Consider the following 22,687-nt stretch of genomic DNA (forward strand, 5'->3'; position numbering starts at 1 on the left):
GACGCAACCTATGACTACTTTTCGGGTAACTACCAAGCCCTGCAACAGTTCTACACAACCGTTGCGACCGGCGATGACACAATTTGGCTGGATGGCACTGATGAAAACACTGGTAATCCAGTCAAGTATGTCCAGATGGGCAGCAACTATCTCACGCTATCTGCCAACATCACCGACCAAAACACGCTGCAAAATGGCACGGGTAGCACGACTGACTACAAAGCGGTCGGTTCTACTGTTGTGACATTGACAACCAATGCTGGCACGGGTCAACTGATCGTTCATACGATTACCTATGCGGGGCAAGGATTGGGTGGACTTTTGACTGCACCGGTCATCTTCAGTTTCCTCAAGGGCTGTTTGACATCGTTGAAGAATTATCTGCAAAATTTCTTCAAGAAAACGTTCGATCGTGCAGAAGGGGGAGGTGAAACCGACCCAAATGAGGCAGAAAACAATGCTGACCAAGACTCAAACAGCGCGGCAGACGAATCACTCGAAGACGGCTGGGAACTGATTGAAGATACGACTGCCGATATCGCTATCTCCGGTGCAAGTATTGCTGCTGGGGTAGGCGCGGTTCTGATCATCATCATGGTCATTGTCCAACTGCTTGAGAAGCAGATGACCAACTACATGAAGTTTTACAATGTGACCGCCGAAGACATCACCTTTGGCATCGGCAGCGTACCCTCCGGAGGAGCAAGTCAAGGTCCTGCACCGGTGGGTCAAACCACGACCGTCACGCACGTGAGTCCATCAACCGCGCCTCCCTGGGTGATTGGCTCCGATACATCGGTCTACTACGCACCGCTGCAATTCATCAATACCAATCCTTTGGGCGATATCGGCTACGTGCTGGAAGCGACACCGAGCGGTGATTTTCCTGGATTTCGAGTTGCAGTGTATGTGCCAAACACGGGTGACAACTATATGTATGTCGGCTTCACCAATGACGACTGCAACACGGTGTGGACTGACGTGATGAATAACTACAACAATGCTAATCCAAGCGGTACTTACATTGGCACAACCAATCTAACCATGAGTGCGACCTCTGGTAAATACACTTTGCAGATTGCAACGAATCAAGACTACGGCGAATCTCCTGACCCGCTAAGTGGCGCAAAGGGATACTACTACGAGCATTTGATTGTCCTGACCGATGGCAGTATTGCATTGCCCTCCTGATTGATCGCACGATTGAGGGGATATCTAGACCCGCTTGAGTTGAGGGGCGATCGCACTAATCCATCCAGACCTGAATCGATGTGTGGATTCAATCGTTCTGATCGCGATCGTTCCCCATTACTCCTGCAAATTCCCCTCCCCGACGACTTTTGAAACGAGTGGCTTCTACCAACCTCTCACTCTTTTTGCAAATGCAAGCGACGCATGCTCAGATTTGCGCTTCACCTGGTGGATCTGATGTCGATCGTTCATCTTCAACCCTAAAAATACAAGGAGAAACAACAATGGGAACTTCACCCAACCAAATTCAACTGACACCATCGCCCACTCTAGCAAGCGCCGATCCCAATCAATCTAGTTTGCTGCAAAATCTAGCGGCAGCCCTCAAGGGGGGAGATCCAGTCTATGATTTCTTTTCGGGTAACTACCAAGCCCTGCAACAGTTTTTCACAACCGTTGCAACCGGCGATGACACAATTTGGCTGGATGGCACTGATTCCAACACTGGTAATCCAGTCAAGTATGTCCAGTTGGGCAGCAATTATCTCACGGTCTCTGCGTATCTCAATGACGATGCCCACAACACGCTCACAAACGGCACTGGGAGCACGGATAACTACACACCAGTCGGTACTGCCGTTATGACGATGACAACCAGTGCTGGCACGGGTCAACTTACCGTTCATATCATTAACTATGCAGGGTATGGAATTGGCGCTCTTCTGACTGGGGCTATCGTGAAAGCGTTTATCTCGTCCTGTGTGACAACGGTGAAGAACTTTGTGCAAGCGCTGTTCCAGAAAGTTGCGAGTCTCGGCGACACCGAAGTCCTGGATACGGCATACGGCGCGATGACCCAGTCAGAGTATGAAGCAGAGGTGGCGGCAGAGTGGAAGGGCTTTGAACTGGCTTCAGGGGCGGCTGAAACGACTACTGATGCTGGCATTTCCGCTGGCGCAGGTATTGCGGCAGCGGTCGGTGTGATCATCATCGGCATCATGGTGCTGATTCAACTGCTTGAGAAGCAGATGAACAATTACGTCAGATTCTACAATGTGACCGCCGAAGATATCCAGTTTGGCATTGGTAAAGTACCAAGCGGAGGATCAACCACGGGTCCCGCAGCCGTGGGTCAAACTGCGACTGTCCCGCAGGTGAGTGCATCAGCCACTCCTTCCTATGTATCTGGCTCCGATACGTCGGTCTACTACTCGGTGCTGCAATTCATCAACACTAATCCTCTAGGCGATATTGGCTACGTGCTGGAAGCAACACCCAGCGGTGATTTTCCTGGATTTCGAGTTGCCGTGTATGTGCCTAACACAAATGATAACTATATGTATGTCGGCTTCACCAACGACGACTGCAATACCGTGTGGACTGACCTGACCAACAACTATAGCAGTGATAATCCAAGCGAACCCTACGTTGGAACATCCAATCTAACCATGAGTGCGACCTCTGGTAAATACACCTTGAGCATTGCGACAAACCAAGTCTCTGGTGAATCTCCTGACCCATCCAGCGGCGCGAAGGGGTACAACTACGAGCATTTGATTGTCCTGACCGATGGCAGTATTCCGTTGCCCTCCTGAACCTAGCTCCGCTTGAGTCGAGGGCGGAGCGCTGCACTCCATCCAGACCAGAATCGATGTATGGATTCAAGCGTTCTGATCGAGCTGGCGCGATCGTCCTGACTCAACTTCCCCAATCACTCGCGCAACGAGCGACTTCTACGTATCTCTCATGAATCTTGAAAAAGGAGCATCCTGATGTCTGATGCAGATCACCAGTTTCAGTTTGGTTTTAATGTGTCTGATCAAGCCGTTCAAAATATCGACTCATTGACGAATCTTCTGGACACGATCGCAGCTCAAGGCGGAGACGGCATTTATCAATTCTTTGCCAGCGATCTGTCAGCGTTACAGAACTTGTATGAGGCGTGCCTTGATCCGAACGCCTGGCTGAGCGGAACCGACCCCAACAGCTTACCCGTTCAGTATGTGCAGATTGGCAATAACTATCTGATGGCTGGGTCATATTTCACCAATGAGGGTATTACGCAACTTCAAAATGGCACTGCCGATACCAATACCTTCGCAGAAGTCGGAGTGAGCTATCTCGCCCTCACCGTCGGTTCAGGCACTGCCCAGGAGCGCACCAGTCAAATCATGGCTTGTACGATCAACTATGCAGGCAATGGGATTGTAGAAACAGTGCAGGAACAAGCCAAAGCGGCACTCATTGCGTTTCTGGTAGACAGGGTCACGGATTTTGTCAAAACATTTGTTAAGGCTCTACTCGATCAGCTAGGTCTGAGTGCAACTGAAGCCGATACAGCCGTCACCACAGGCGCACAAACAGCACAAACAGAAGCAGGAACCGACAGCGAAGTGATTGCAATTTCTGCAAGAGATAGTATTACGGCTGGTCTCGCTTTCGTCTTTGAGGCTGCTGATGTTGCGATTTCATTGGGAACCTTTGTGTACGGGATTATCATGTGCATCTTGGCGAAACAGATGACGGCTTACGTGCGCTTTTACAATGCAACCTCGCAAGAGGTTGATTTTAGCCTCTGCTTTCTTGAACAAAACTGTACTTCTGTGCTTGCTCCTTTGATTCCAAATGATGTCAAAACGATTCCGGGAATCTCTCCAGGCTGGGCACCCGAATGGTGCATCGGCTCCAATCCGATTCACTATATCGATCTCGCCTACACCAATACCAGTCCCACCGCAGACCTGGGCTTTGTCTTGAAAGCGTCGCCCAATGGAGCCTTTCCTGGCTTTAACGTACTCGCTAGTATTCCGAATCACAGTGAAAATACACTGTATGCCAGCTTTAGTACCCAGGATGATTGTCTGAGCTACTGGGGAACTTACAAAAACTCATCGGCAACTACAACAGTCAGCACCGCATCTGGCAATTTTACATTGCGTGTTGCGACCAATCAGCTACAGGGAGAATCGCCTGCACCGACCGATGGAGCGCTCGGTTACAACTACGAATACCTGATTCTGCTGGAGGAAAGCTAGGGAGACGATCGCAAACTCAGCAAATCATGCGTGAGATTTTTATCATGAGCAACTTGAAACTGCGCTTATCTATGTCCTCAATCCTCATTTCGGATCTATGACTAACTCTCTAACACAGGTACAATTTCGAGCTTCAAATACGTTTAACGGCACACCCGATCGTCCAACCCTGACACAGGAATTACAAGCTGCTTTGAGAGGCGGAAGGGTAGTCCATGACTTCTTCGCAGGAGAAATGGCTGCCATGCATGATATCGCTCAACAAATTGCGGAAAAGGGTGATCAAGTTTGGCAGCAGACTTCTCAACCAAGTTCTCTAAGATACGACTTTCTCGATCCCAACCTGCCTGTTCAATATGTGCAAGGCAGCAAAGGGACTTTGGTTGTACAAGTTTTGGCTGACAGTAGCCTCTTGCAGCAAGATACACCAGACTACAAACAAGTGGGTATTGCAATAACGTATCTTGTCACCGATCAAGGGCCGACTAATATCATTGTCAATTGGGTAGAAAAGCTAGGCCCAGCAATCGCTTCAGTTGCGATCGCTCCGGCTGTTCTAACAATATTGGGAGCATTCAAGACTTTTCTGCAATCTTACCTGACTCGTGCTTACAATGCCATTTCCAAAGGTGCGACTGATTCAGCGACAGTTAGTGAGGATGCAGCAGAGGATGCAGCAGAGGATGCAGCCATTGATGGAGAAGTGATTGCGGATGAAGTCGCGCTTTCGCTCACCTTCAGTCCGTTGGCAATTGTTGGAATTGAGATCGCGGCGATCGCACTGATTATTGCAGTCATCTTGTTCTTTCTCGCCAAGACCATGGTTTGTCTTGTCAAGGTTTACAACTACACCGATCAAACCTTGAATCTGGCGTTGTGCTACGGGTATGACTTGGTGATTAAAGAAGCTCCCCAATCGGGAAATGTGCCACCAGTCGGCATCCCACCCGCACCTCCAGGAGTGAAGCCGTTAGATCCTGTAATCTACCGAGCAGACTACCAGTTTCAGAATGATTCCAGTCTTAAAGGTCTTGGCCTTGTTATTCACGGCAGTGGCTCAGGAGATTTTCCAGGAATGGCGGCTGTGATCAATATTCCAGCAGATGGTGACAATTCCTTGTTCGTTGACCTCAAAGATACCGAAAACTGCAAGCAACTATTTAAGAGCATTGATCATGGTCACCACGCTCAACTTGCAATGAACGTTTCAAATAGTTCCTACCGATTGTCGATCGCCACTAATCAGCTAAAGGGAAAGTCGCCCTCTCCGATTACGGGTGAAACGGGCTACTTCTACGAATATCTCATTGTTATTGAACAGGGAGAATCCTAATGTCTTACACCCTCAAAATTACTCAAGATACCTGGCTCAAACTCAGCACTGCTGAAAGCACCACCCTTCCTGCTGACCAAAAGCAAGCCGTTTCTGCCGGAACCGAGTTACCCATTTCCAGCTACGAAGTTGTTGGCGATCACATCAAAGTTTCACTCAGCGACAGTGCTCAAGGTAAACAACTTGAATATCAAAATCACAATACCTGGTATGTTTTCAAACCCCACGTTGAAATTCTACAGAATGGTCAACTCCTCAACTTACTTCCCACCTCGGTTGACCTACCAGTGCCTCACTACGACTACTACGACCAAAATGACAACCAGGAAGCGCCGGGAGGGTCATGCAATGTGACGTCGATCGCCATGAACTTAGCCTATCTCGGTATTCCTCAGAAGCATCCTGAGATGCGTTATCCCGACGAGTTAGATGCTTACTGTGATGCAAATGGGTTAGACCGCCATTCTCCCCTCGATTTAGCCAAAGTGGTAGAGGCCTATAACTGCCAGGATACCTTCAGCTATGACAGCAATTGGGGTTCGATTAAAACCTGGATTGCGAGTGGACTCCCGGTTGTGGTGCATACCCAGTTAACGCAATCAGGTCATGTAATTCTGCTGCGGGGATATGACGAGACGGGCGTGTGGGTAAATGACCCGAACGGCATTTGGACACCCGATGGATACAACGAGAGTGAGAGTGGAGAGAACCTGCACTACTCGTGGGATCTGATGTACCAAACCGTTTCTAGTGACAATCAGCTTTGGGCGCATCGCATCACGAAAGGACAATAACTGACACGATTTCACTACTGAGGTTTAACGATGGAAACAATAACCGCCCTAAAAGACACATACATCAAAAAATCAATGGCTCAATCGAGTCAACTGCCCAGCACCGAGAAGAAGTTCTACAAGATAGGAGAAACGATCGACGTTGAGACTGCTGCAACTGTTGCCAATGGAGATTTCAAGGTCACGTTAGGATTTGGCGCTGGTATCTGGTACATCTTTGAGAAAGATTGGTCACCGATCGGTGGAAGTGGTAGCGGTGATGGTTCCAGTAATGTCCCGCCCCAAGCGGTCAAGATTGTGGCCCAGTTTGAGGGGTTTGTTCCTAATGTTTATAACGATGGGGTCGGTGTTGCCACGATCGGCTACGGCACAACAACCTATCCCAATGGTCAACCGGTTCGGTTTGGTGATCCAAACATTGATCAGGCAACGGCTCAACAGTACCTGACGCACGATCTTGAATCGACCATAAATGCTTTGGCAGCTTCGATTCCCGCTTGGAGCGAGATGAACAGTAATCAAACATCCGCTCTCATTTCATTCGGCTATAACCTGGGTGCTTACTTCTATGGTGATCCGGGTTTTACCTCAATCACCACTGTCCTTAGTGATCGTGATTGGAGTAATGTGCCACAGACAATGCTGCTGTACTCAGACCCGGATGATCCAAACGTTCATCCCGGCTTGCTGCGACGGCGAACAGCGGAGGGCCAACTGTTCGAGAGCCAGGGTTCATATGCCGTTCAAGTGACGTTGGTTAACTCAACAATCTCGTAATCAGTATCAAAAATGTAGTTCACACACCATTCTTTACAAGGAGAAAAGGACAAATCTTATGCTTTCAACTACTCTCAGTATGCAAAGTCGATCGCTGTGTGCCAGTGTCGCCGCTTATGATATCAATCCAACTGGCACGTTTACTCCCTCAGATCCTTATTACAGCGCGATCGGCTATCTCGCTCCACCCATTGCCTTTGTCGCCGGAGATGATGATATCGATGCCTGTTTAGTCGGTACTACGGATCAAGGTGTGGTGCTTGCGTTTCGAGGTACCATTCCACCCAATATTCATGACCAAGAGAGTGTGCTGGACTGGCTTGGAGACTTAACTGATAACCCGATCGTGGCTCCTGGTATTCCTGGCAGAGTGCATGAGGGATTTTGGCAAGGCTTATCTGCCCTATGGGAACCAATGATGAAGGAGATTAAACAGCAAATGACGGCAGGTGGAAAATCATTGCCGCTCTATATCACAGGTCATAGTAAAGGCGGTGCCTTATCAAGTCTTGCAGCACTACGGCTCAAATTAGAGGCAGGTATTACTCCTACAGCCGTTTATACATTCGCTTCTCCCCATCCCGGAGATACCACCTTTGCCAACCAGTATAGTTTGGAAATTCTGAATCACATCCGCTATGAATACGGCAATGACATTGTTCCCCACATTGTTCCAGATGCCGCGTTTATGGATGCGATCGCTCACCTGCCTGTCTTTCGCAAATTCTTCAAGGGCATGGAGACCTGGAACTACGCGCATGTCGGGATGCTGCAATTTATCCAATGGCACAAAGAAAACTTGGTCAATGACTCCGAAGAACTGAAGGCAGAACGCTTAGTCAGGCTCGTGGGTGCGGTTACAGAAGGTCAATTTGATGCAATCATCGCTGCTCATTCAGCCAGTTGTGGGGGCGGCTACATGAATGGTGTGTGTTCAACTGAAGTCTGTTTGGTTTCTTTTTGATTATTCGAGCTGTTCTCTAGTTTTTGATGGAGACAAGTCATGGGACAGTTCCCATTGTTAGATGTTGTGATTGGATTGTCTCTGATCTACACCTTCTTGAGCCTGCTTTCCTCTGAATTAACGGAGATTTTGACGACAGCTTTACGCTGGAGAGCAAGGCATTTACAGCGAGGCATTATGATCCTGCTAGGTGAGTCGTCAGCACTCAGGCGCAATCCCCAACAGTTTAAGAACACGATTACCGACAAACTCTACCACAGTTCCTTAATCGCTTCGATCACGCAGCGATCAAGAAGAGGCAAATTGACGATCACCCCTTCCTACGTTCCCTCTGGGGTGTTTGCAGATGCTCTGCTCGAAGTGCTACAAAGTCTACCAGATCTCGAAACTGAAGCGCCGCAATTGCAGCAGGATGCCACAGAATCGGTTCGTACTGGGGTGTTTGCAGATGCTCTGCTCGAAGTGCTACAAAGTCTACCAGATCTCGAAACTGAAGCGCCGCAATTGCAGCAGGATGCCACAGAATCGGTTCGTACCCTAACTGCACTACTGGCTAAAGTAGAGCGTTCATCCGAGTTATCACCTCGGCTAAAAGATAATTTGAACCGGATGGCTAAACGTGCCCAAGAAAGTACAGACGAGGCTGAACAGCAGATCGAGCAATTCAGGCATGAGATCATGCTCTGGTACGAGCAATCAACCGCTCGGATTTCCGGTATCTATCGGCATCACGTCAAAGTCTTTACAGTTTTGGTCAGTGCTGTTTTGGCAGTGCTAATCAATGCAGATTCTCTGTATATGCTCAGACGAATCAGCGAGAATACCGCAACGCGCACAGTAATCATTCAAAACGCGGTGCAAATTGAGGGATGCCAAAATGACCTCAGCTCGGCTGCTTGCATGGATCGCATGGCATCTCTGCTCGATAGCACGACCATTCCCATTGGCTGGCATCCTGTTGTTCGTCAAACACAGTATCAGACGACAATAAGCATGGCGGGTAAATGACAGGTACTTGGCGGGTGAGAACAGCATTTCAAACTGCCAATTGTTAGTCAAATTGATGCGTCAAATCAAGCAATGAAAAAGACACTGGAGGATCACCCATGCGGGAGCCTCTCCAATGCCTGGAAAACGAATTGAAATAAATCAAGTCAGAGTGTACATGAAATCACGAGAGTTCGGCTTAACCCAAGCCGAGTCTGCTGCTGTGGCTGGCTTTTCAGAACGCAGTGGACAACGAATTGAAGGGGGCGACTACCAGCCGAATCGGGGCAAAGCGCGGGGATGGCGAACCTGTGCTGACCCATTAGCCGAAGTGTGGGAGAGCGAACTGGAACCGATGCTCAGAGGAGCGCCCGCACTCAAGCCGATGACGTTGTATGAGTACTTGCAAGCGAAGTACCCTGGCAAATATGGGCAAGTCTTGCGGACGCTCCAACGGCGAGTGGCAACCTGGAAAGCGTTGTACGGACCCGCGCCAGAGGTGATGTTCGAGTTACGGCATGAACCCGGAATGATGGGTTTTTCTGACTTCACCGAGTTGAAAGGAGTCGAGATCACCCTGAACGGAAAAGTGTTTGAACACTTGATCTATCACTATCGCTTAGGGTACAGCGGCTGGCAGTACGCCCAAATCATCCCGCCCAAATCATCCAGGGTGGCGAGAGCTTTATTGCCCTGTCCGAAGGGTTGCAAAATGCCCTGTTTGCTTGTGGGGGTACGCCGAAACAGCATCGGACTGATAGTTTGAGTGCGGCGTACCGGAACTTGGGCGGCGTTCGCAACAAGCCCTTAACCCGATTATATGACGACCTCTGCCATCACCACCGGATGCAACCGACCCGCAACAACACCAGCATTGCCCACGAAAACGGTTCGTACGCCTTCGGCGGAGCGAAGCTCTATGAGTCTCCACACGGACACTTGAAAAACCGGATTAAGCAAGCCCTGCTGCTGCGTGGCAGTTGTGAGTTCAGCAGCATTGCCGAATATCAAGGGTTGATCAATCAAGCGGTGGATGGACTCAATGCCCAGCACAGCGAGAAGATTACAGCGGAGAAACCGGCGTTGCATAATAGTGGGATGGATTGAGGTCAATTTGAATGCAATGTCCTGAGTGCAAGTCTACGCATATTCGCAAGAACGGTCATCGCAGAGGTAAACAAAATCACATCTGTGTGGATTGTGGTCGCCAATTCATCGACGACTACATTGCTTTGCGAGGGTACAGCGATGCTGTCAAGCGGGAGTGCTTAAAAATGTATGTCAACGGCATGGGATTTCGCGCCATTGAGCGGGTCAAAGGAGTGCATCACACCACTGTGATCACTTGGGTTAGACAGGTGGGAGAACTGCTACCAGATGCCTACGACCCGCAGACCACTCCAGAGGTGGGAGAATTGGACGAACTCGAAACCTTTGTCCACTCAAAAAAAACAAGATCTGGCTGTGGACGGCGGTTGACCACTTCAAACCAGGGATTTTAGGTTGGGTGTTAGGCGACCACAGTGCCAAGACTTTTGCCCCGTTATGGGCAATTGTGGAGACCTGGCAGTGTTATTTCTACATCACCGACGGTTGGTCGGTCTATCCCTGCTTTATTCCCGATGGCGACCAGATTGTCAGTAAGACTTATATGACACGAGTGGAAGGAGAAAACACCCGATTACGCAATTATTTAGCACGCCTGCATCGGAAGACCCTCTGTTATTCTAAATCCGTACCAATGCTGAAACATTCGATTCGTTTGTTACTGCATTACCTGATATTTGGAGATGTGCCCATCCCTACCTGATTCATCCCTATGTTCAGCAACGCCGGAAATAGATGTACACTGCCTGCCAATCGGGGATGTCTCTTTGTAAAGATCGCCATCGACACTCTTCTGCCAGCACGTAAAAGATGACGTTAAGGGCTTCCCAAGCATCGGTTGTGCAACGTTTACTTTCTGTTTAAGTCTCTTTTCGTTTTTGTGCTCATTGGAATACACATGGGTGTACCTGCGATCGGATCAGGATAGATTCGGCATTGCAAGTTAAACACTGCTTTTACCGTGTCTTCTGTAATCACTGCTTTCGGTTCACCTGCTGCAAAAACCTGCCCTGCTTGAATGGCAATTAAATAATCAGCATAACGACAAGCTTGATTCAAGTCGTGTAACACCATGACAATGGTGCGTTCCTGTTGCTGATTGAGATGATGCAATAGATCGAGTACTTCAACTTGATGAGCGAGATCTAAAAAGGTAGTTGGTTCATCTAATAACAAAATCTGGGTGTTTTGGGCGAGGGTCATTGCAATCCAAGCTCGCTGTCTCTGTCCGCCGGAAAGGGTATCAAGGGGACGATCGCCCAATTCGACTAAATCTGTAATTTCTAATGCCTGTTGAACATGCTGCTCGTCTTGAGCGGACCACTGCTGTAGCCAATTCTGATAGGGATAGCGCCCCTGTGACACAAGCTCTTTGACGGTTAATCCTTCAGGTGCAACGGGGCTTTGAGGCAGTAAACCCAATTGTTGAGCCACTGCCTTGGTTGAGCGTTGCGCGATCGATTTCCCATCTAAATAAACGGCTCCCTGAGTTGGCTTCAGCAACCGTGCCAACCCGCGCAGTAAGGTTGATTTGCCGCATCCGTTTGCACCAACTAATACTGTAATTTGCCCAGCAGGAATTGCCAGAGTTAGATCTCGAACAATTGTGCTGTTTTCATAACCCAGGGTCAGGTTGCGGGTCGTGAGTCCGGATGATAGCGACATGAGAAGTTTTCTCAGCAAAATAGTTAGGCTATTGTAATCAAATTTGCCTCTTCATGGAAACACATACAGCAATTTTCATTTGTGTGTACTGTACGAACTGCCTGTTTTCCTTAATCCAGAGTCGTTATCTGTGTAGCACTTATCTGAAAACCGCTGTAAACGTAAATGGCACAACACAGTTAAGGCTTCTGGCATCTAAAACTTTTTCTATTGAAATCTATTCTTAATAGTGTTACGGTATCTCAATACTTTAAAGTCCTCTATCTAGCTGCAATCTTGGATATGGGTAGTGTAATTTCTGGCATGAGTTGTGATGACCTTTGGCAGGTGAGCCGTCAACAGTCACAGCAAGCTGACCCTCAGGATGCAGGCGATCGCATTGCCATATGTCCATCGGTATTAGGGAAGGGCTACAAGCGAGACATTGAACTCCGCAATGGCATTGATCTGACTTTTCATCGTTATCAGCTCAAGGATGATCTGGTTGTGGATCGAGTTCCATGTGGGGAGACGGACTGTTTGGAGTGGATGTTTACTCTTTCATCAGCAGTTCAATTGCCGAACGGGGTGCAGGTCTGCCAGGGGCAACATCTCGTAGCCGGGTTGGTTTCACCAGGTGGAAATTTTGCAGGACAGTCTAATACAACAACAGTAGAAATCGATATTCATCTGGAGCCAGAACGGTTGCAGACTCTAATCAGCAATCAGCTTGATGTTTTGCCAACTGAGTTGCAACGGATGCTAGCACGAGATGAATCACTTCCCTTTTCTGCTGTTCGCACAATCACCCCTGCAATGCAGAGTGCCTTACAGCAAATGCTGGATTGTCCTTACCAAGGTGTCATCAAACAGATGTATCTGGAAAGTAAATCTGTGGAAGTGTTGGCTTTGTGGTTAGACCAGGCGCGTTCAAGTGATTCTGAATCTTGCGCCTCTCCGCCCCTACCAGCAATCGATATCGATCGCCTTCATCAAGCAAGAGAAATTCTGCTCAAGCAGCTTGACCATCCGCCCTCATTGTTCACTTTAGCGCGACGGGTTGGCCTGAATGACTGCACCCTCAAACGCGGATTCAAACAGGTGTTCGGCACAACTGTCTTTGGCTACTTGCATCAGCACCGCATGGAAATAGCGCGATCTCTGCTGCTGGAAAACCAACACTCAGTTACGGCGATCGCTCAAGCTGTGGGCTACACCAATCTTTCAGCCTTTAGTGCCGCCTTTCGCAAAAAGTATGGTGTGAGTCCAAGAGCCATTCAAGGGGGTAAAAATTCTGGTGACTTAGTGATTGTTGCCACTGCCTAACTAAAAAATTCCGTTTCAACAAACAAAAATTCCGTTTCAACAAAGTTTCAATCACCGATTCATTCTACTATCTGAATTCAAAGCAGTTGAGAAGTATTCTTAACTAGCTGACTAAGATTTTAGGTGTGAAGGATCGGCGGATGAACTGGAAACTGGCATTTTGGTGGGTGGGTTTAACCTCGATACTGGTGGCTCAAGTCGGTTGGGCGGGAGAATTACAAGAACAGAAAAACTCTCAGCCCGCAACCAGTGTGAAAGAGTGGCTGGCACAAATCGATGCAGAAACGAACCAAGTCACAGAGGTACGGGTTGAGCCTACCGAGTTGGGGCTAGAAATCATCCTGACAACCGCGACTGGCAGGCCATTACAAATTGATGCAACAAAATTCCGGGCAGAGGGAACCCGTCTGATTGCAGACATTCCCCGTACGGTTTTGGCTCTGCCCACTGCTCAGGAGTTCACAGCAACAAACCCCACAAACGAGATTGCCCCTGTGCAGGTAGTGCAACAGAGTGTCAATAGCATTCGGGTAATCGTGAATGGAACGAATGCCTTGCCCAAGCAAGAAGTTTCCTTGAGAACGGGAGATTTTGCTTACACCTTGAACCCAGAAACCGAAGAGGCAGATGAAGAAATTATCGTCACGGGTGAAGGACCACGGGGCTATCGGGTTCCCAACGCAACCACTGGAAGTAGAACAGATACGCCCATCCGAGATTTACCCTTTTCTGTGCAGGTTGTTCCTCAAGAATTGCTGCAAGATCGCCGGGTAGAAAGCGTGAATGAAGCCCTGCGAACGGTTGCCGGAGTCACACCCGATAATCCATCATCCTCAGCCTTTGAAGGCGTTACGATTCGCGGATTTTCAGGGCGGAACATTATTCGCAATGGGTTGCGGGATGACACCAACGTCACAACCCGAACTGCCGTTCCCAATATTGAGCAAATTGAGGTGTTAAAAGGTCCGGCAGGTGCCCTATTCAGCCAGGGAGGGCCGGGGGGCACAGTGAACATTGTGACGAAGCAGCCGTTATCGATCCCCCGTTATACGGTTGAAGCCACGATCGGCAATTTTGATACTTACGCAGGTGCGATCGACTTCACAGGTCCATTGAATGATTCTAAAACGCTGTTGTATCGGTTTGTGGCAGGAGCCTCTAGTTCAGGCACCTTTATTGACTTTTTCGATCGCTTTAATCTAGTGGTTGCGCCGACCCTGACCTGGCAAATCAGCCCAGAAACGAAACTGACACTAGAAGGTGAATACACTCTGTCGGAGCAACCCAACGCGCGCGGACTACCCGCCAAAGGAACAGTTTTGCCCAACATCAATGGGCGATTACCCAGAAGCCGATTTATTGGCGAACCTGAAGATGAACTCGACAAAAACGATCGCTATGCGCTGCGGTTAGGGTACACCTTTGAACATCAAATGAGTCCCAATTGGCAATTTAGCAATGCCTTTCGAGCCTCATTTCAGCGCACGCCGCAAAACTCCCTCTTTCCAGCGGCGTTATTGGATGATGAGCGCACTTTAGAGCGAGGTTTATTTGCGACCAGAGACCAGTCTCAAGATAATTACATTCTTGATACCAATGTTGTGGGCACCTTTAAAACCGGGAGTATTGGACACAAATTACTCTTTGGCTTCGATTTCAATCGGGATGTGTATGCTTCCAGTAGTCGGCAGTTTGCCCTCGCTCCCATCGATATCTTTAATCCCGTGTATCGTCAACCCCGGGGAGAGTTACTCGCAGAATTTCCCCGCGAACCTTTCTTCACAACGTCTTTTGGTATCTATTTACAAGATCAAATTGATTTATTACCTAGTCTGAAACTCTTACTAGGCGGACGCTTAGATTTTGTGGGGCAGGAAATTAATTTTGTTGATGGCACCGAATCAAGTCAGTCTGATCAGGCGTTTAGTCCACGTGTGGGGATTGTCTATCAACCGATTGATTGGGTCTCGTTGTATGCCAGTTACAGTCGATCGTTTCTCCAAAGTGTAGGGACAGCATTTGATAATACTCTCTTCCAACCAGAGCGTGGCACTCAATACGAAGTCGGTGTGAAAGCAGATTGGCTCGATCGCCGATTGTCTACAACCCTGGCGCTTTACCAGATTACCCGCTCGAATGTCTTAACCAGCGACCCGTTAAATCCAAATTTTTCAGTGCAAACCGGAGAACAAAGAAGTCGCGGCTTTGAACTGGAGATTGCTGGTCAAATTTTACCAGGATGGAAAATTGCATCCGGCTATGCTTACACCGATGCCCAGATCACGAAGGATAACGTTTTGGCGGCTGGCAATCGAATTAATAACGTCCCCAAAGATGCATTCAGCCTCTGGTCAACCTATGAAATTCAAACAGGGTCTCTGCGAGGTTTGGGCTTTGGGCTAGGGATCTTTTATGTTGGAAAGCGTGAAGGCGACTTGGATAACTCGTTCCAGGTTCCCAGCTATACGCGAACAGACGCAACCCTATTCTATCGTCGCGACAACTTTCGGATTGGATTAAATCTTGAAAATTTGTTTGACGTTAGCTACTTTGAGACGGCAGAAAGTTCTCTACGAGTTTATTATGGCGCTCCTTTCACCGTTAAAGGTACGATTTCCTGGACATTCTAATGATGCTTCGTAAATCCTGGTGGCAACGTATCCAACAATGTTTTGTCGGAACTCTGATGGTCGTCTTACTCCAGAGCTGTCCCAATCTAGCTCAGAGATCTCAGGTATCACTCTCAGAGGCGGTGCCACCAACCTGTCGAACGGTTCAGCATGAATTAGGGGAAAGTTGCATTCCACTTCACCCCCAACGCGTGATTGTGATGGATCAGGAAAGCTTGGAGATTTTAGTGGCGCTGGGAGTTCATCCGATCGCCGCTACATCCTCCAACCGGATTGCGAACAAAAACACCATCCTGAATCAAAAAATCAAAGCGGTCACCAATTTAGGCAAAGAAGGACAGCCTAACCTGGAAGCGATCGTGAGACTCAAACCCGATTTAATCATTGGGATGTATGTCGCTCCTCAGAACTATAAATTGTTTTCACATATAGCGCCGACGGTTTTGTCGCGTTCGGCGGTATTTGACCTCGATCCGGCGGTATTTGACCGCGCCTGTGAGAGCTTGAAAGATAGATTTAGCAATGCTTCGAGTGTTGTAGTATGGATAGTTTTTGTCGTTCGGCGGTATTTGACCGTAGATTTTGGAACCAGAATCCGGCGGTATTTGACCACTTCTGAGTTGAAATGAAAATCTAAGGGAGAGCAGAACCCTTATTTTCAGGAAGATTTGACGAGTTCAATTGAAATGAAATGTCATACGCTATTTGACCGCCTGTGACATACAATTTGGGCGAGTAAGGGAATTGCGTATGGACACTGCTTCAAACCCCAAACCCAACCCTTTGGAATCAAGGCGAATCGAGCAACTGTCACTGCCGTTGCTAGAGGCAGAACCTGATGAAGAGAACTGCGAAATCGTCAATGCGATTGCAGAAGTCTCAATCGAAGTGCAACAACGAATCGAAGTAATTCAGAAAGTGATGGCAGTGCGGGGCACTGAGCAGTATGCCAAGGTTCAACGGCAAGCTGCCAAGAAACTCGGTTTGAGCGCTCGCAGTTTGCGACGACTGGTGAGATCGTGGCAAAAGCATGGCATTGCTGGATTAACGAGACAATCGCGCTCAGATCGAGGGACGAGTAAACAGAGTGAGGACTGGCAAACTTTTATCGTTAAAACGTACCGGGAGGGCAATCGTGGCAGTCGCAGGATGACCCGGGCACAAGTTGTGCTGCGGGTTCGTGCCCGCGCTCAGGAAATCGGTGTCGAGGACTATCCGAAGCGCACCACTGTTTACAGCATCCTCCAACCGCAAATTGAGAAACAGCAAGCAAAGCGATCGCTTGGTTGGCGAGGAGATCGATTATGCATCACCACTCGAGAAGGGATTGAGTTAGCGATCGAATGGAGCAATCAAGTGTGGCAATGCGACCACACCAAAATCGATGTGTTAGTCGTGGATCAGTCCGGCGAAGTTTTAGGGCGACCGTGGCTGACGATCGTCATTGATACCTATTCCCGCTGCATCATGGGATTGCATCTTGGTTTTGATGCTCCTAGTGCCCAAGTCGTCGGCTTAGCATTGCGCCATGCCATTTTGCCCAAACAATACTCAGCTGCTTATGAGTTGCAGCAGGTTTGGGGCACCTATGGCTTGCCCCAATATTTGTACACCGATGGTGGCAAGGACTTTCGATCACAGCATTTAGAACAAGTCGCAACCGAATTAGGCATTGTGTTGTGTTTACGGCGGAAACCGTCCGATGGGGGCATTGTGGAGCGACCATTTGGCACATTCAATCGCGAATTTTTCAGCCCCTTACCCGGATATGTCAGCAGTAACGTAATGGAGCGATCACCCAAAGCCGAAACTGAAGCTTGTTTAACATTGCTGCAAGTGGAACGATTGCTCGTGCGCTATGTGGGGGATCACTACAACCAGGCAATTGATGCCCGGATGGGTGATCAGACTCGGCTAGGGCGATGGGAGGCGGGACGAATGGCTCAACTTCCTTTGCTAGGAGAGCGTGAACTCGACTTATGTTTGATGCGACGCGATCAGCGCACGGTGTATCGCAGTGGCTACCTTCAGTTTGCCAATCTGACATACCAGGGTGAGCATTTAGCGGCTTATGCGGGAGAAACGGTGATTTTGCGCTACAACCCGCGAGATATCACCACCGTTTATATTTATCAACTTCAGGATAATAAAGAAGTATTTTTGACTCGTGCCCATGCAATGGGGTGGGAAACTGAAACCTTATCTTACCGGGAGGCACAAGCCCTGAGTGAACGGCGACGGGCAGCAGGCAAAGCGATCGACACTGGAGCGCAGTTAGCTGAAGTGCGGGATCGCGACCGACAGGTGAAGCAAGTGCAGCGACAGCAGCGACAAAAAACAGATGCAATCCCAGTTAGTTCCTCAACCTTGTCACCGGCTCCAACGGATGCAGCAATGATCTCCGCACCGACAACCGAGCCATCGGTTGAAGTCGAGAAGCCGAAAAAGCCTGTACCGTTTGTGCGAGTACTGGACTATGAGCAGATGAAACGTGAGGCCGGGTTGCTATGAAGGCAGAGGAGCAAGAACGGATTATATTGCCACCGCAACGGGTTAAGTCAGAGTCCCAAGAGGCAATCGCCCGACTTCAGCGGCAATGTTTTGTGGAACTACCGACTGTAAAGCAGTTTCACGCCTGGTTAGATGACAAGCGGCAGTGTCGGCAGGCGTGTCGAGTCATTGGCGACTCTCGAACGGGCAAAACGATCGCCTGCGATGCGTATCGACTGAAATACGCATCGCAAACCGCAAATGGAGACGCTCCGAGTGTCCCTGTGATTTATTGGCACGCGACGACCGAAACGGGTCAACGTGAACTGTTTGTGGGACTACTGGAGCATTTGAAATACCGTATCACCAACGGCACAATTGCGGACTTACGCGAGCGCGTCTACCGTTTGCTGCGAGCTTGCCAGGTAGAAATGATCATTCTGGACGAAGCCCATCGATTTCGCCCCAAAACCTTCTCTGAAATCCGCGACATCTTCGACCTATTAGAGATCTCCGTCGTACTAGTGGGAACAGATCGCCTCGATGCGGTGGTGCGACGGGATGAGCAGGTGCATAACCGCTTCATGGCGTGTCACCGCTTTTACCGCTTTGATAGCCAAACGCTAGAAGACACCACTGCGATTTGGGAGGAATACGTGCTGAGATTGCCCCAGCCCTCCAATCTCACTAGCGCGGAAATGCAAAAGATTCTGGTCGCGACCACACGCGGCTACCTGGGCACACTCGACGAAATTCTACGAAACGCCGCCCGTCGTGCCTTGCAGAATGGGCGATCTCACATTGAGCCATCCTTACTCAGCCAAGTGGCACTTGAGTATAAGTAATGGCTTCAGATAGCTGGGTGTTTCGAGTTGTCCCTCATGATGAGGAAAGTCTAGGGCACTTCCTGGGACGGTTTCGACGGGCAAATGAGTTGAGCTATAAAGCGATCGCCGATCATTTAGGGGTTCGCGTCGAGTGGGTGCAAGCCTGGGAGACCCCTTCTCGTCGTCGCAATCCCACCCCACTTCAACAAATTGCCCTTGCTAAATTGATGGACGTTGATCCTGAGCAACTTGTCAAAATGCTACCTGCAAGCAACTTGCATCTACAAACCCGCCTATGCTCAACCTGTTACGAAGAAGTTGAAGTTCATCGTATCACCTGGCAGCAAAAGGGAGTGGAGGTTTGCGAGCGCCATAACCTTCCTTTGTTGTCTACCTGCCCCATTTGCCAAACTGGATTTCGGACACCTGCGTTATGGAGCGAGGGGTGTTGTGAACGATGCAGACTTGCTTTCACCCAAATGCGATCGCACCAAGCTGCATCAGACGTGCAATTGCACCCCAATTCTTCAGGCTAAATTCAATAACAGCTTCACTGCCCAAGTCACTGCTCGTCCGCTCGTGGGTTCATGGTCCTGGTGGAACTGCTTCTTCAATTGTTTGAGGAGACCATCTTGTTCCAAAATGTCGATCGAATACGTCCATTGTCCTGGAGTGAGTCTGCGGGTAATGACTGCGTGAGTCCGTTCAATCTTCTCAGTATTAAGTGCTAGACAAGCAATCAAGAATGCAGGTTGTAGCGACGCAATTTGCTGTTCAAGCTCCTGCAAATGAATGCGTAGCTCGATCATCTTATCGATAACGTCCCATGGATTGAGCAGATCAGTGGCTTCAACATTGTTGGTTTGGGTGGATTGTAAAGTGGATGGCATCGGCACTCCTGATAAAGATAGGACAGCTTATGCGATCGTTCCCTTTCTATCACTCAAGAAATATCAAGTCTTGATTCAAACTGTTAACCCTTTCCTCAAGGCTGCCCCTGAGCAGGTTGTGCTAGGGGAACGGCAAACTCCTGGGCGATCGCCCGAAAAGTCGGATCTGTTGCAAACACAATGATGGGGAATTGACCGTCTGGCAGCAGTGCGATAAATCGTTCTGACCGTCCACTCTCCTGTAAAGCGCGATTCAACGCCGCCAAGGTTGCATCAACGTCATACCAATCCCCCATATCTTCGGGTTGAAACCGATACACTCGATTGTTGTGAACGAATTGTACCTGCTCCCCTAAACTGACCCGATCTGCTTGCCTAAACTGAGATACAGCGCTCACCTGAAAATGATCTTGGCTAATCTGAATCAAGTCTTCAATCAGTTTTCGATAATCCACAGGAATGCTGGTTTCAGCATCAAATGAAATAATTCGGTTTTGATTTGCCAGTAGTTCAGTCACGACTCCAAAAGCATCTCCATGCCGTTGCCATAACTGCTCAATCTTGCGCCACTGTTGATCATTCAGAGGTTGAATAATCCCCGCATCAATCAAGCGATCGCCCAATTTTCGCGGCGTGAGTTGCTTCATTTTCCAAACCACTTGTATCTTTTGAAATGGATCAAGTTGCTCAACCACCGCTGGAGCAACGCCTCCAACATCCCCACCCAATGCCATCAATGCCTCTAAAAATTTGCTGATGGTATCGGGTCGTTTGGCTTGATGAATCTGTTCCAGCACCATTGTCAGGACAACCGGGCGATTGACTAGAGCCAACGTATCAGGCTGTTTTCGTATGAGGTCAGCCAGGGCTGCCGCCGCATATTCGCCTAACTCGCGATCGCCCAACAGAGTTTGCACCTTCGCACAAAAAGTCTTTGAATCTAGTTGCCCCAACCGTTCTAGCGCGTGTCCGCGTACCCAATCTTCAGCCGCAGACTCAATCACCGCCATCAGTAATGATTTCTCTTGAGGTGTGTTTGCCTTGGCGATCGCCTTGAGTGCCCAATGGAGTGAATTTGCGACAGCGCTCTGATTCATGCGGGAGATCGCATCATTAGCAGGTTGACGGGGCTGTTGAATGGTATTGAGAACATAGCGTGTCAGTAGGTCAATTGCCCGTTGAACCAGCACAGGATTGTTGCTCTCGATGTAATCTTCTAAATTCCGAATGACGCTTTGCTCCCCAAGGTCTCGCTTTTGAGCAAATAGCAATTCCTCTAGGACATCGAGTGCGCCTCTATCTTTATTAGAAAGCGCAAACCATCTCACCACTGCAAGTCGAACCTCCTGGCTTTGATCCTTAAGTAAGGGAAGAATGGTTTCCTCCGTTTGAGGCAAATCAAGATTCACCAAAACCTCAACCGCGAACTTTCGCAGATCTTTATCGGGATTCCGCAAGTAAGGAACTACTGCCTCAAACACTGGCTGACGTTGTAAGGGCAAGGGCTGAAGATGGGAAAAAATGTCGGGAGCTTTTGCGGGGACTCGCAATTTCATGCCTGCCAAATCAATCAATACTGTCCTCGGTAGGTAGGGTTCATCTGGTTGGCGCAGCGCTGTGATAAAAGCTTCAGTACCTTCTGCCTCACCTAAGTGCAGTAATAAACTACCTGCATTTAAGCGGGTATATCCCTTGCGTTCCTGCATTGCCTGTTTCAAAGAGGGAATGAGTTGAGACCTCATCTGCCGAAGTTTGGCGTATACCTTTGGGTCAAGCAAATCATTGTCACGCATTGTCTCTAAAACCTGTTCTGGAGTCAGGGTGTTTTGTGCCCGTTCTCGTGCCTGAGCTTGTTCCACTGAATCCATCGGCTCTGACATTCTGATTGCCTCTCCACTGAGTCCAGGTTTTATTAGTTCAAGAATACTATATCCGACGAGCGCAATTGCCCAGTACCCATTCATTCGTTTCATTTAATGGATGCATTTTCTCAAGTTGAAGATACTGCGGTTCAGATGCGATTCTATGAGTGGTGGAGTAAGTTTGAGTTAGCGAGTAAGACCGCTCAACCGGACTAAGCTCTAAAACTGAGCCGATGAATCTAATTATGAAGCTGCTCTAGTGAGTGGCGATGGAGCCGTTTAGCTGTCACTATCTAATTCGCAGCAGTCGCCTACATTTTTGATTATCATCTGCTATGTCTTTTTGCTGCCATACAGGACTTAGCCTTGCAAAGCCTTGCATAATATCTTACCTTATCTTTTTGTCTCCGAAGAGACAAGCATTATCTATTAAAACCCCTAAACTTCAAGAGGCTGAAACGCCACAGACCCTAGGATAAAACGGTTTAAATGATACGAACATCTTATCTTTCCTTCTGTTTTGAGAAGACGTAAGGTAAGATAACGCATACAAATATCTTATCTATTGCTTGCTTCGAGGTACGACAGATAAGTTATTCGTCTTGCTTTGAGGTAAGATATACAAATATTTGATAGGTAAGATAAGATATTCAAAAGAGGGTTAAAACAGGTAAAACGCTAGAACCCATACGCAGAGGGAGTTTTAATGCTTACAGTGCTGCACGGCTACGGGGATCGCTTATACGAGGACAGAAAAAGAGTGTAAAAACATTTTGGCGCAAAAAAGCAAGATAAGATATGCTTATATAGGGATAAGTTATCATTTGACA

The 22,687-nt window shown here is 48.6% G+C and carries 18 protein-coding genes and 2 pseudogenes; 16 read left to right on the forward strand and 4 right to left on the reverse strand.

The genetic code is table 11. The features are described 5' to 3' along the window. Positions 1 to 135: 135 nt before the first annotated feature. The 10 genes and pseudogenes from AC1S5B_RS21925 (at position 136) to AC1S5B_RS21970 (ending at position 10,891) form a co-directional block, all read left to right on the forward strand. Positions 136 to 1,191, forward strand: coding sequence for a hypothetical protein (locus tag AC1S5B_RS21925; protein WP_482037807.1), 1,056 nt, complete (start codon positions 136 to 138; stop codon positions 1,189 to 1,191). Between the two features lie 284 nt (positions 1,192 to 1,475). Continuing rightward, positions 1,476 to 2,786, forward strand: coding sequence for a hypothetical protein (locus AC1S5B_RS21930; protein ID WP_482037808.1), 1,311 nt, complete (start codon positions 1,476 to 1,478; stop codon positions 2,784 to 2,786). A gap of 177 nt (positions 2,787 to 2,963) precedes the next feature. Then, the gene (locus AC1S5B_RS21935) at positions 2,964 to 4,226 is read left to right on the forward strand and encodes a hypothetical protein (protein ID WP_482037809.1); all 1,263 of its coding nucleotides are present in this window, start codon (positions 2,964 to 2,966) and stop codon (positions 4,224 to 4,226) included. 97 nt (positions 4,227 to 4,323) lie between these two features. Further along, entirely contained in the window at positions 4,324 to 5,559 is a 1,236-nt protein-coding gene (locus AC1S5B_RS21940) for a hypothetical protein (protein WP_482037810.1), read from the forward strand. After that, the gene (locus AC1S5B_RS21945) at positions 5,559 to 6,353 is read left to right on the forward strand and encodes a C39 family peptidase (RefSeq protein WP_482037811.1); all 795 of its coding nucleotides are present in this window, start codon (positions 5,559 to 5,561) and stop codon (positions 6,351 to 6,353) included. Before AC1S5B_RS21940 ends, AC1S5B_RS21945 begins: the two co-directional genes overlap by 1 nt. Before the next feature lie 30 nt (positions 6,354 to 6,383). Beyond that, positions 6,384 to 7,130, forward strand: coding sequence for a lysozyme (locus AC1S5B_RS21950; RefSeq protein ID WP_482037812.1), 747 nt, complete (start codon positions 6,384 to 6,386; stop codon positions 7,128 to 7,130). A 58-nt stretch (positions 7,131 to 7,188) separates the two neighbouring features. Continuing rightward, positions 7,189 to 8,094: a lipase family protein gene (locus tag AC1S5B_RS21955; RefSeq protein WP_482037813.1), complete on the forward strand. Its 906-nt coding sequence runs from the start codon at positions 7,189 to 7,191 to the stop codon at positions 8,092 to 8,094. 39 nt (positions 8,095 to 8,133) lie between these two features. Continuing rightward, positions 8,134 to 9,102 carry a hypothetical protein gene (locus tag AC1S5B_RS21960; protein ID WP_482037814.1) on the forward strand — a complete coding sequence of 323 codons (969 nt, stop codon included), beginning with the start codon at positions 8,134 to 8,136 and terminating at the stop codon, positions 9,100 to 9,102. 115 nt (positions 9,103 to 9,217) lie between these two features. Then, positions 9,218 to 10,167, forward strand: a pseudogene (locus AC1S5B_RS21965) (IS21 family transposase); the annotation flags it as partial. Between the two features lie 32 nt (positions 10,168 to 10,199). Next, positions 10,200 to 10,891, forward strand: a protein-coding gene (locus tag AC1S5B_RS21970) for an IS1 family transposase (protein ID WP_482035733.1) whose coding sequence is annotated in 2 segments (ribosomal slippage) — positions 10,200 to 10,521 and positions 10,521 to 10,891 — 693 coding nt in all. Because the reading frame shifts where the segments join, the coding sequence is not laid out codon by codon here. Between the two features lie 13 nt (positions 10,892 to 10,904). Here the strand turns inward: AC1S5B_RS21970 and AC1S5B_RS21975 are convergent. Both AC1S5B_RS21975 and AC1S5B_RS21980 read right to left on the reverse strand, forming a co-directional pair. Beyond that, a pseudogene (locus tag AC1S5B_RS21975) lies at positions 10,905 to 11,024 on the reverse strand (transposase); the annotation flags it as partial. 13 nt (positions 11,025 to 11,037) lie between these two features. Beyond that, a complete protein-coding gene (locus tag AC1S5B_RS21980) occupies positions 11,038 to 11,853 on the reverse strand; it encodes an ABC transporter ATP-binding protein (RefSeq protein ID WP_482037815.1) in 816 nt (271 codons plus the stop codon). Positions 11,854 to 12,063: 210 nt separating this feature from the next. Between AC1S5B_RS21980 and AC1S5B_RS21985 the strand changes: the two genes are divergently transcribed. The 6 genes from AC1S5B_RS21985 (at position 12,064) to AC1S5B_RS22010 (ending at position 19,641) form a co-directional block, all read left to right on the forward strand. Next, a complete protein-coding gene (locus AC1S5B_RS21985) occupies positions 12,064 to 13,158 on the forward strand; it encodes a helix-turn-helix domain-containing protein (protein ID WP_482037816.1) in 1,095 nt (364 codons plus the stop codon). 140 nt (positions 13,159 to 13,298) lie between these two features. Then, on the forward strand, positions 13,299 to 15,788 hold the full coding sequence (locus tag AC1S5B_RS21990) for a TonB-dependent siderophore receptor (RefSeq protein WP_482037817.1): 2,490 nt from the start codon (positions 13,299 to 13,301) through the stop codon (positions 15,786 to 15,788). Continuing rightward, positions 15,788 to 16,417 carry an ABC transporter substrate-binding protein gene (locus AC1S5B_RS21995; RefSeq protein WP_482037818.1) on the forward strand — a complete coding sequence of 210 codons (630 nt, stop codon included), beginning with the start codon at positions 15,788 to 15,790 and terminating at the stop codon, positions 16,415 to 16,417. The genes AC1S5B_RS21990 and AC1S5B_RS21995 overlap by 1 nt, the downstream gene beginning before the upstream one ends. 121 nt (positions 16,418 to 16,538) lie before the next feature. Continuing rightward, a complete protein-coding gene (locus AC1S5B_RS22000; protein WP_482037819.1) occupies positions 16,539 to 18,299 on the forward strand; it encodes a transposase in 1,761 nt (586 codons plus the stop codon). Next, on the forward strand, positions 18,296 to 19,123 hold the full coding sequence (locus AC1S5B_RS22005) for a TniB family NTP-binding protein (protein ID WP_482037820.1): 828 nt from the start codon (positions 18,296 to 18,298) through the stop codon (positions 19,121 to 19,123). Before AC1S5B_RS22000 ends, AC1S5B_RS22005 begins: the two co-directional genes overlap by 4 nt. Beyond that, positions 19,123 to 19,641, forward strand: coding sequence for a helix-turn-helix domain-containing protein (locus AC1S5B_RS22010; protein ID WP_482037821.1), 519 nt, complete (start codon positions 19,123 to 19,125; stop codon positions 19,639 to 19,641). The genes AC1S5B_RS22005 and AC1S5B_RS22010 overlap by 1 nt, the downstream gene beginning before the upstream one ends. On the opposite strand, the gene AC1S5B_RS22015 is transcribed toward AC1S5B_RS22010, so the two are convergent. Both AC1S5B_RS22015 and AC1S5B_RS22020 read right to left on the reverse strand, forming a co-directional pair. Continuing rightward, positions 19,633 to 19,995: a hypothetical protein gene (locus AC1S5B_RS22015; RefSeq protein WP_482037822.1), complete on the reverse strand. Its 363-nt coding sequence runs from the start codon at positions 19,993 to 19,995 to the stop codon at positions 19,633 to 19,635. The genes AC1S5B_RS22010 and AC1S5B_RS22015 overlap by 9 nt on opposite strands. A 95-nt stretch (positions 19,996 to 20,090) precedes the next feature. Beyond that, complete coding sequence (locus AC1S5B_RS22020) at positions 20,091 to 21,875, reverse strand: HEAT repeat domain-containing protein (protein WP_482037823.1); 1,785 nt, start codon at positions 21,873 to 21,875, stop codon at positions 20,091 to 20,093. Positions 21,876 to 22,687 lie beyond the last annotated feature (812 nt).

The organism is Leptolyngbya sp. CALU 1928 (genome assembly GCF_056784215.1).